A 10789-nucleotide genomic window follows, 5' to 3' on the forward strand; every position below is an offset into this window, starting at 1 on the left:
TGTTCTATTAAAACAACTAATGATATAGGTGCTATAGCAAGTATTCCAGAAATCGTAAATTTAGGCATAGTTAATAATTCATTTAACGAGTCTGTTGATAAACCTATCCAACTTGCCTCTTTAAATCCTGAAAAATCTAGTATACCTAACATATATGAAACTATATATCCTACAAATATCGCTATTAAAATTGGAACTAATTTAAAGAAAGACTTTTTAAGACTACTTACTATAATCATAGTTATAATTACAGAAAATGCTACAATTAAATTTTTAATTTCAAAACTATTGTTATTATAACCTATCATACTTAAAGCTGTAGGACTAAGTCTAAGACCTATTACCATTATTATAGGTCCAACAACAACTGGTGGAAATAATGATTTTATTTTATCAACACCAAATTTTAAAATAATAAGCGAAATTATTACATAGACAATACCAGCAGCTATTATACCACCTTTAAGAATTGCTAAACCTTCATTTTTAAATAACAATGCTGTCGCACCAATGAAAGCAAATGATGAGCCAAGAAATACTGGAACTATTCTTTTAGTGAGCATGTGAAATATTAAAGTTCCTAATCCTGCACAAATAAGGGAAATAGATGGGTTAAGACCTGTAAGATAAGGCACAAGTATCGTGGCACCAAACATTGCTAATACATGTTGCAATCCAAGAATAAATTTTGTTCTGATTGTTAAATTTTCCATAATATATATCATCCTCCTAATAAAATTTTACATAAAAAAAAGAACACTAATAGTGTTCTTAATATTTTAATATAGAATAAACTTCTTTATCTTTTAATAACTCTCTTCCTTTTAAATCTTCAAGCTCTATCATAAAAGCAAGTTCATAAACATTAGCACCTAATTCCTCAACTAAATCTACCATAGCTTTAGCTGTTCCTCCCGTTGCTAATAAATCATCAACAATTAAAACATTTGATCCTTTTTCAAAAGCATCTTTATGTATTTCTATTACATTTTTACCATATTCTAAAGAATATTCCACCTTAACTGTTTCTGCAGGTAACTTACCAGCTTTTCTTGCAGGCACAAATCCTGCACCTATATTATATGCTATTGCTGCTCCAAATATAAATCCTCTAGCATCAGCTCCTAATACATAGTCTATTTTCTTATCAATATATCTCTTTGTAAAATCTTCTATTATTAACTTTAACCCTTCCTTATCTTTTAGAGCCGTAGTAATGTCTCTAAATAATATACCTGGTTCTGGAAAATCTGGTATATTTCTAATCATTTTTTCTACTTTCAATATATTTGAATTGTCCATATTCTCTCCTATCTTTTAATAATAAGCTTTATTTTCTCAATCTTATTATTATCAACTTTTAATACTTGTATTATATATCCTTCTGTTGTTACTTTATCATCTATATTAGCAACTTTACCTAATTTATATTGTATATACCCAGATATAGTATCATATTCTTCAGATAGTTCTATATCTATACCTAATTCTTCATTTATCTCTTCAACTAAAGTCTCACCTAATATTTCATATATATCTTCACCTTTAGTACTAATCTTCTCTTCTTCAATATCATATTCATCTCTTATTTCACCTACTATTTCTTCAAGAAGATCTTCTATAGTAATTAATCCTAAAGTTCCACCATATTCATCTATTATTATAGCCATATGTAATTGTTCTTTTCTAAAATATTCTAACATATCTGTCAAATGTTTTGTTTCAGGAACGTAAGCTACAGGTTTACATAAACTTTCAAGTTTAATATTTGCTGCATAATTTTTAGTATATTTTAACAAATCCTTAGTATAAAGAATACCTATAATATCATCTATACTTTCATTAAATATTGGTATTCTTGAAAATTCATGCTCTATTATATCGTTCCAAACATTATCTAAAATCTCATTTTTATCAAATGCTATTATAGATGTTCTCGGAGTCATTATCTCTTTTACCGTAGTATCTGTGAAATTAAATATACTGTGTATCATTTCTTTCTCTTCTACTTCTACATCACTATTTGACGAGTCATTAAGCATACGTTTAATATCTTCTTCACTATAATAGATATCTTCCATATTTTTCCCATTATTAAATAATATATTCAAAGAATTATATAATTTTTCTAACATCCACAATAAAGGATACAGTATAAACATAAAAAAATCAATAAAATCTATACTAAACACCAATGATTTATATATATCCTTCTTAGCTATTAATCTAGCAATTAAATGAATAAAGACTAATACAAAAACCAAGATAATAATCGCATAAAATTCTAAATTAAATAAACGCAAATATCTAATAATCAAATATATATACGTTACTGTATTTAAAAGATTTATTAAAATTCTATATTTTAAAATATTCTTTAAATAATACGAAATCTTTTTCAAAACTTCTTCATCTTCTTCTTTAAGAAAAGATTTTTCTATTAGTTCTACATAAAAAAAACTTGTTCCAAATACATTGATGAGAAAATATATCACAATCGTTATTATTATAGAAATAATTGCATATATTACTATTTTAAACATCTCCCTTTCAAAACAATTCCTTATTGATTTTATCACATTTATAAAAAAATTTCAACAGGAATTTATTTAATATTTTTTAAAAATAAAATCAATAACATTTAATCAATTATCAATAACTATCAATTTCATTTTTTTAGCTGCCATAAGTATAATAATCATACCTATTATCCCTATCAATAAAGTAAAATACAACATAATTATCACAGAACTTTTTTCTATAATAACTCCACCTAAGAAATTACCTAATATTCCTCCTATTATGCTTGTAATTCCCATATAAGCTTGTCCTTTTACTCTTTCATCTTCATTTATAACATCATTAGTATAATATACAGTTGCTGGAAGATATATAGCATATGCACTACTTTGAGTAAATTGTGCTATATAGAATAAATAAATATTATTTGTCAATACAGATAATATAGTTATTAGTATTTTAACAACAAAAGAAATAGCAAATATTTTAAATAAATTTATATATCCTAATTTTTTATTCAAATATACAATTAAATACATAACAGGAAGTTCTACCATAGCCGCTATCATAAGACCTATTCCAACTTCTTCAGACCCTTTTCCTAAACTCTCTGTTATATTTAACATAAAAGTATTTATTAAACTATGCGTCATCATTATGAATACTATTCCTACAAGAACTAGTGAAAAATGTTTATTTCTTTTAAAAAAATCTATAATGCTATCTTTTTCATTTTTATCATTTTTTTTATATTCTTTAATCTTATTTTCTAAATTATTAAAACTCAAAATCAATAATATTAATATTATTGACAATACAAAAGAAAGAATCGGTATAAAACTAAAACCTATTTTATCTCCTACTTTACCTAAAAATAAGGAAGTCATTGCAAAAGATACAGAACCTACACCTCTTGCAAAACCAAAATTAATTTTATAACCACTATTAATATACTCAAAAATAAATGTATATAAATATGTTTGTGCATTAAGTAAAGAGGTAACTAATATAACATAAAAAATTAAAATCAATAATTTATTATTAATACTAAAAATCACTATAGAAGTTATAGCTATAATAAATAATGAGTGTATTATAAACTTTTTAACAGTAAAATTTTCATTTTTTTCTATTAATTTTGCCATTAAAGGTTGTATAATTACTGAAATTAAAGAAGATATAGCAAGTACATTCCCTACATCAGATATACCAAACCCTTTATATGTAAAATACGAATTAGCAAAAGCATATGTAGAGCAAGAAAGTGCCCAATAAAATATTTGTATAAATATATATTTAATATACATATACCCCTCCTCTAAATATCCACATCTACATCAAAATCGCTATCCCAATCATCATCATTTAAATGAACTACTTCTAATGTTTTTTCATAATTAGTTGATTTTTTAGAGAAGAAATCGTGTTGCGTAGTTTCAACATTTAAACCATTTAATACTATAGGATTTACCTCTTTAACTTCAAATTCTTCATCTAATCCAAGATTCATTAAAGCTCTATTACCATTATATTTAATATATTCTTTAACTTCTGAAGTTAATTCTACATCTGAATAAATTTCATCTGTAAACTTAGATTCATTTTCATATAAATCATAAAATAATTCCATTATTTCATCTTTTACATTTTCTTTCTCAATAAAATTCATTTTATCATATATCTCTTGTGCAAGTTTACCAACAAAAACTCCATGGATAGATTCATCAGCTATAATTTTTTTTATAATATCTGAACTTGCTACCATTTGACCTTGTCCTGATAACCATAAAGGTAAGAAAAATCCACTATAAAACAAGTATGATTCAAGAAAAACAGAAGCAACTAAAGCTAAATATATCTCCCTTAATGTTGCATCAGGATTATTAAGCGCTTGATAATAATAATCTATTTTTTGTGCCTTATATTGTAAATGTTGATTTTCTTGTACCCATCTAAATATTTCATTTATTTCTTCAGTTGATGCAACTGTTGTAAATATAGTTGAATAAGACTTTGCATGTATAGTTTCCATCATACACATATATGAAAGTACAGATCTACATTGAAGAGAATCAATATGATCTATAATCTTTGGCATTCCTGTATGAGATTGTAAAGTATCAAGTAAAGTTAATCCTCCTAAAACTTTTTTATAAGCTTCACGCATTTCAGGACTTAATGAGTGCCATGAATCTATATCTTTTGATGGAATATATTCCGTATCTATCCAAAATTGTCTTAAATTTTGCTCCCAAAAAGCTTCTACATAATCATTATCAAGCGTATTCCAATTTACCGCTTTATATATTTTATTATCCATTTTAATTCCTTTCTAAACAGAACAACTTATGCATTCTTCTATAGTTAATTTTCTAGTTCTTGTATAATATAGAGATTTAAGCCCTAATTTATGTGCTAATATATATAGTTTAGATAAATCTCTAGTCGTGTCAGTGCTCTTAGTATAAAGTATAGTAGAAATTCCTTGATCTACATGTCTTTGTATTACAGAAACAAGTTTTAATATATTTTTTTGATCCATATCATAGGCTGATTTATAGAAGAAGAAATTATCATAATTTAAGTATGGCATAGGATAAAATGTTGTTGAATCACCATATTCTCTTACCTCTACTTTATCCACTATAGGCATAATAGATGCTGTCGAATTCATAATATATGAAGTTGATTGATTAGGTGCTATAGCCATTCTATATGCATTATATACTCCATTTTCCATAACTTGATTTTTTAGATTTTCCCAATCTTCTTTAGTTGGTATATATATACCTTCAAATAAAGCTTTAACTTTATCTGTAACAGGTTCAAAATTCTTTTCTATATATTTATTAAAATAGTTTCCATTAGCATATTCTGATTTTTCAAAACCTTTGAATGTTTCATTTCTTTCTTTAGCTATTTCCATACTTCTTTCTAAAGAATAGTAATTCATCATCATAAAGAAAACATTACAAAAATCAAGTGCTTCTCTTGATTCATATTGTATAAGATTCTTAGCTAGGAATCCATGTAAATTCATAGCTCCAAGACCTATAGAATGTAATTCTTCATTTGCTTTTTTTATACTTGGAACTATTTCTATATTAGTAATATCTGATACTGTAGTTAATGAATCTACTGCATCTCTTACAACCTCTCTTATCCTTTTATTTTCCATAACTGGCACTATATTTACAGAACCTAAATTACAAGATATACCTCTTCTTATAGTATCTTGCTCATAATAATGATTTATATCAGATACTTCTGTTACTTGCATTATTTCTGTACAAAGATTAGTAAATTTAACTTGTCCTATCTCCTTTAAAGCATGTTCACGATTAGCGTTGTCTTTAAAGAATATATATGGATACCCACTTTCTTTTTGAGTTTGAGAAATTTTAACTAAAAATTCTCTTGCATTAATCTTTTTCTTTTTAATATTCGGATTTGCAACTAACTTGTCATACCATTCATCCATATCCAACTCATCTAAATATAACCCGTATTCTCTAAATACTGTATGAGGATAAAAAGTATAACAAGGAAGATCTTCACTTGCAAGTTGCATAAACTTATCAGGGATTATAACTCCTATTGATAAAGATTTAATTCTTATCTTTTCATCAACATTTATCTTTTTAGTATCTAAAAATTCTAATATATCAGCATGGAATACATTTAAATATACAGCTCCAGCTCCAGGTCTTTGACCTAATTGATTTGCATAAGAAAAAATATCTTCAAGTATCTTTATTATAGGAAGTACTCCACTTGCACGCCCTTCTACACCTTTAATAGCTTCACCTCTAGCTCTTAATTTAGATAAATTAAATGCAACTCCACCACCAATAGATGACAATTTCATTGCTTCATCTAAAGCATATCCTATACCTGATAAATTATCTCCTATTTCATCTAAATAACAAGAAACAAGCTCTCCAGATCTTTTTTTACCAGCATTTAAGAATGTAGGTGTAGCTGGTTGATATTCTTGATTTATTAACATCAAAGCATAATTTTTAGCTTTTTCAATATTACCTTGACCTAAATAAAGTGAAACTATTGAAATTCTGTCTTCATATCTTTCAAGAAATTTCTCACCACTATCATCCATCAATGCATAACTTTGATAAAATTTAGATGCTGCCATATATGATTGAAATCTAAATTTTTTAGAATAAACTAAATCAAATACTTCTTGCATTTGATTTATTGTATAAAACTTATAAAAATCTATATAATAATCATTTTCTATTAAATAATCTATTTTTTCTTTTAAATTATGAAAAAATACTGTATTCTTATTAACATAATCTACAAAATATGAATAAACAGCTTCTTTATCCTTATCTAATTGTAATCTACCTTCTGAATCTTTAACCATTACCTCATTATTTAAATAAACATATTTCAATTATCTACACCTCTTTCAAATTCCAAAATTCTTTTAACATATTCTTGAGCTTCTTCATATGTTCCTGATAACTCAAATTTCATAATCAATGGTATATTATACTTTTTAGAAATTTTATCACCTGCTAAACCAAAATAGGGTCCCCAATTCATATTACCACTAACAGAAACTGTTTTAATTTTTTTAAAATTTTCTGTATTAGCTAAAAATCTAACAGTATTTTTATGAACTTGTCCTATACCTGTTGTAAAAGTTATGAAATGAGAAAATTTTTCTACAACTGTATCTGGTTTTATTTTAATAAATTCAAAATCACTATATCTAGAAATTTTTTTTATAAATCTTTCTACATTTCCTGTCATTGAATCATAATACACAACTATTCTTCCACTCATTCCATTCCCTTTCTATCACAATATATTGTGTTCAAATTATTTATTTACCACTTTATATGCCGTTATTCCTATAATACAACTTTTTAAGAATTTAATCAAGAGATAAAATAAAATAATATAAAAAATTTATTTTATAAGAAATATTTTTTTCTAGTTTTACTATAATTTTATTATAAATTTTTATATATCCCAACTAATAATTTATAATCTTTACATAATAAAAAGACACTTACTAAAATTTTAAGTGCCCAATTTTTAAATTATTTATTTAATTTTTTAACCCAAGAATATAACTAAACATATTAAAACTACTAAAACAGTTTTTAAAACATTTACATATATACAATATTTTCTATATTCCTATAAATATATCTACCAAATCTCTTATCTTTTCATATACTTGTTTCTTTTTCTCAAGTCTTGCTCCACCTCTTCTACCAAGTGCTGGTAAAACACTATTTAATTCATTTCCACCTTCTATAACTTCACCCTTTTCTATAGAGTTTTGTATAAATCTCTCAGCACCATCTTTTAGTTTTTCATCATTTATAAGTCCTTGTATTTCCATCATCTTAACATCTCTTGCATAAATATAGAAATTCTCAACTATATTTTCCAAACTTTTCTTATCTAGAATATCTATTTTATCAATAAATTCAAGTATAAGACTTTCTTTAGGTCTACTTTCCATAGAAGACCGTATTAACCTTCTAACCTCATCTTTCAACTTATCAACATTATCCACTTCTTTAACTTTATCTATAATTATCTTCAAAATATAATCAAGATTTATTTCATCTGTTTTAAGTAAATCTATATGAAACTCTAAATCATCATCTACATTCTTATTTTTCTCTTCTTTTGCTGGTCTAAACTCTTCTTTAATAGCTAAATACTTACTTTTCATATCTTGCATTTTTCTTTCACTTATTTTCTTTGGTTCATTAACAAATTCATCAAAGTTTTTAAGTACATTATCAAGTTTAATTATTTCGTTAAATAATTTAACAAAAAGCTTTTTATCTTCTTCTAATTCTATGTTTGTAAATTCAGGTAATTTTTCATCTAAATTATCCACTGCATTTATATATTTATGAATATAATGTTCATAATTTTTCTCAAGTATAATATTTATACTATTTTTATCACCAAATGTTTTAATAGCATCTTTAGTTGCTTGTTCAAGATCTCTATAACATACAATATTACCAAAACTTTTAACCTTATTAAGTATACGATTAGTTCTTGAATAAGCTTGTATCAATCCATGATACTTTAAATTTTTATCAACAAAAAGTGTATTTAAAGTTGGAGCATCAAATCCAGTTAAGAACATTCCTACAACTAAAAGAAGATCAACTTCTTTTTCTTTTACTTTTTTAGATAAATCTTTATAATAATTTTCAAAACCTTCACCTTCAATAGAAAAACTTGTGCCAAATTCATTGTTATAATCATCTATAACATTAATTAAAAACTCTTTAGAAGTTAATTCAAGTTTACTAGGTTCATAATTTTCTTCCTCTATCTCTCCTTTACTTCTATACTCTCCTTCTTCATTAGCTACAAAACTAAATATTGTTGCAACTTTAAGTTTTTTATCTTCAGGCAATTTTTCTTGTTCTTTTTTTAATTCTTCATAATATATTTTAGCTGCCTCTACATTTTCCACTGCAAGCATAGCATTAAACCCATTTAACCTTCTATCTTTAATACTATATGATTCATTTCTATGTGTTTTAATATTGTAAACTGATAAAACATCTTTAACTATAGCATTTATACGCTTTCTTGAATGTAAATTTACACTATTTTCAATATTCTCATCTTCTTTAAATTCAGGTAAAATATTTTTGTAATCTACCTTAAATTTAAGAACTTTACCATCACGTATAGCATCTGTTATTACATAACTATGAAGCTGTGCACCAAATACAGAAGCTGTTGTATCTCCTGTCAATGAATTTTCAGTAAATATTGGTGTTCCTGTAAATCCAAATTGATAATATTTTTTGAAAGATTTCCTAATATTATTTTGTGCTTCTCCAAATTGTGATCTATGGCATTCATCAAATATGAATACACATTGTTTAGAATATATATCATGTTCCCTATTCTTCTTAATAAATTCATTTAATTTTTGTATAGTAGTTACAACTATTCTACTATCTTTCATTTCTATACTTTTTTTCAATTCCTTAGTATTTTTACTCCCATTTACACTATCTTCTTGAAAACTTCTATACTCCTTCATAGTTTGAAAATCTAAATCTTTTCTATCAACTACAAAAAATACCTTGTCTATATATTCAAGTTCAGTTGCGAGTTTTGCTGTTTTAAATGATGTTAAAGTTTTACCACTTCCAGTAGTATGCCATATATACCCACCAGCATCTTTAGAACTTAATTTATTTAAATAACTTGATCTTATCTTCCACAGTATTCTTTCAGTTGCAGCTATTTGATATGGTCTCATTATTAAAAGTATTTCAGCTTTATTAAATACACAGTACTTAGTTAAAACCTCAAGCAAAGTTCTTCTAGCTAAAAATGTAGCTGTAAAATCAACTATATCACTTATCACATTATTCTTAGCATCAGCCCATTCACAAGTAAACTCATAACTATTTTTACTACGTTCAGTAGTATTTGCAAAATATCTTGTATTTGTTCCATTTGAAATAACAAATATTTGTATGTATTTATACAGTGAAGATTCTTCATAAAAACTTTCACTACTATATCTATTTATTTGATTAAATGCTTCAAGTAAACTTACTCCACGTTTCTTTAATTCTATCTGTACTAAAGGCAAACCATTAACAAGTATAGTAACATCATACCTATTATTATTTACACTTACCTGTCTTGTTACTTGAACAAAATTATTATTAATATCTATTTTATCAATTATTTTAATATTTTGTAGTCTTCCATCATCAAACTTAAAATCATATATATGATCTTTTTGAATTTTACGTGTTTTTTCTTTTTTAGTATCATTAGGTGCATTAATATACTCGTCAAGTAATCTTTGCCATTCATAATCTGAAAATACTACTTTATTTAATCTTTCTATCTGTTTTCTCAAATTTAAGTATAAATCATTCATATTTTTAATAGTAATGTATTCATAACCTAAAGCTACAAGATCAGATACAAGTTTATCTTCCATTTCTTTTTCAGTTTGGTAACTTTCATTAACTTCTCTAATTTTTTCATATTCAGATAATATTATACCAAAATTACTTTCTAATATTGGTGAATTATATTTCAAAATTTCCTCAGACATAAAACTCCTTTCATTTATCAAACGTTAATAGTTGTTCTCTATAATATTCATATTGCTTAGTTCTTAATTCAATTTCTTTAGGAAGTCCATAACTAATTGAATTTATAATAGTTTCTAATTTATATAGTTTTGATACTATTTTTTGTTGAATTTCAATTGGGGGGA

At 25.3% G+C, this 10789-nt stretch carries 8 protein-coding genes; all 8 read right to left on the reverse strand.

The annotated features are described in order from the left end of the window. Positions 1–713 (reverse strand): uracil-xanthine permease family protein (locus ACWYO2_RS02810; protein ID WP_455514979.1); only part of this gene is annotated, 713 nt, incomplete at its 3' end. Between the two features lie 58 nt (positions 714–771). Beyond that, complete coding sequence (locus ACWYO2_RS02815; RefSeq protein WP_455514980.1) at positions 772–1302, reverse strand: adenine phosphoribosyltransferase; 531 nt, start codon at positions 1300–1302, stop codon at positions 772–774. 8 nt (positions 1303–1310) lie between these two features. Then, positions 1311–2543 (reverse strand): hemolysin family protein, encoded by a 1233-nt coding sequence (locus ACWYO2_RS02820; protein ID WP_455514981.1) that lies wholly within the window; start codon positions 2541–2543, stop codon positions 1311–1313. A gap of 102 nt (positions 2544–2645) precedes the next feature. Beyond that, entirely contained in the window at positions 2646–3827 is a 1182-nt protein-coding gene (locus ACWYO2_RS02825) for an MFS transporter (RefSeq protein WP_455514982.1), read from the reverse strand. A gap of 11 nt (positions 3828–3838) precedes the next feature. Beyond that, a complete protein-coding gene (nrdF, locus tag ACWYO2_RS02830; protein WP_455514983.1) occupies positions 3839–4840 on the reverse strand; it encodes a class 1b ribonucleoside-diphosphate reductase subunit beta in 1002 nt (333 codons plus the stop codon). 12 nt (positions 4841–4852) lie between these two features. Next, entirely contained in the window at positions 4853–6937 is a 2085-nt protein-coding gene (nrdE, locus tag ACWYO2_RS02835) for a class 1b ribonucleoside-diphosphate reductase subunit alpha (RefSeq protein ID WP_455514984.1), read from the reverse strand. Beyond that, the gene (gene nrdI / locus ACWYO2_RS02840) at positions 6934–7332 is read right to left on the reverse strand and encodes a class Ib ribonucleoside-diphosphate reductase assembly flavoprotein NrdI (RefSeq protein WP_455514985.1); all 399 of its coding nucleotides are present in this window, start codon (positions 7330–7332) and stop codon (positions 6934–6936) included. Before nrdI ends, nrdE begins: the two co-directional genes overlap by 4 nt. 352 nt (positions 7333–7684) lie before the next feature. Continuing rightward, positions 7685–10624, reverse strand: coding sequence for a type I restriction endonuclease subunit R (locus ACWYO2_RS02845; protein ID WP_455514986.1), 2940 nt, complete (start codon positions 10622–10624; stop codon positions 7685–7687). Positions 10625–10789 lie beyond the last annotated feature (165 nt).

This window comes from Pseudostreptobacillus sp. (genome assembly GCF_977040545.1).

Excerpts from the sequence above, each read along its gene's own strand:
- ACWYO2_RS02845 (WP_455514986.1), bottom strand. The coding sequence starts at position 10,624 with ATGTCTGAGGAAATTTTGAAATATAATTCACCAATATTAGAAAGTAAT.
- ACWYO2_RS02815 (WP_455514980.1), bottom strand. The coding sequence starts at position 1,302 with ATGGACAATTCAAATATATTGAAAGTAGAAAAAATGATTAGAAATATA.
- nrdI (WP_455514985.1), bottom strand. The coding sequence starts at position 7,332 with ATGAGTGGAAGAATAGTTGTGTATTATGATTCAATGACAGGAAATGTA.
- nrdF (WP_455514983.1), bottom strand. The coding sequence starts at position 4,840 with ATGGATAATAAAATATATAAAGCGGTAAATTGGAATACGCTTGATAAT.
- ACWYO2_RS02825 (WP_455514982.1), bottom strand. The coding sequence starts at position 3,827 with ATGTATATTAAATATATATTTATACAAATATTTTATTGGGCACTTTCT.
- ACWYO2_RS02820 (WP_455514981.1), bottom strand. The coding sequence starts at position 2,543 with ATGTTTAAAATAGTAATATATGCAATTATTTCTATAATAATAACGATT.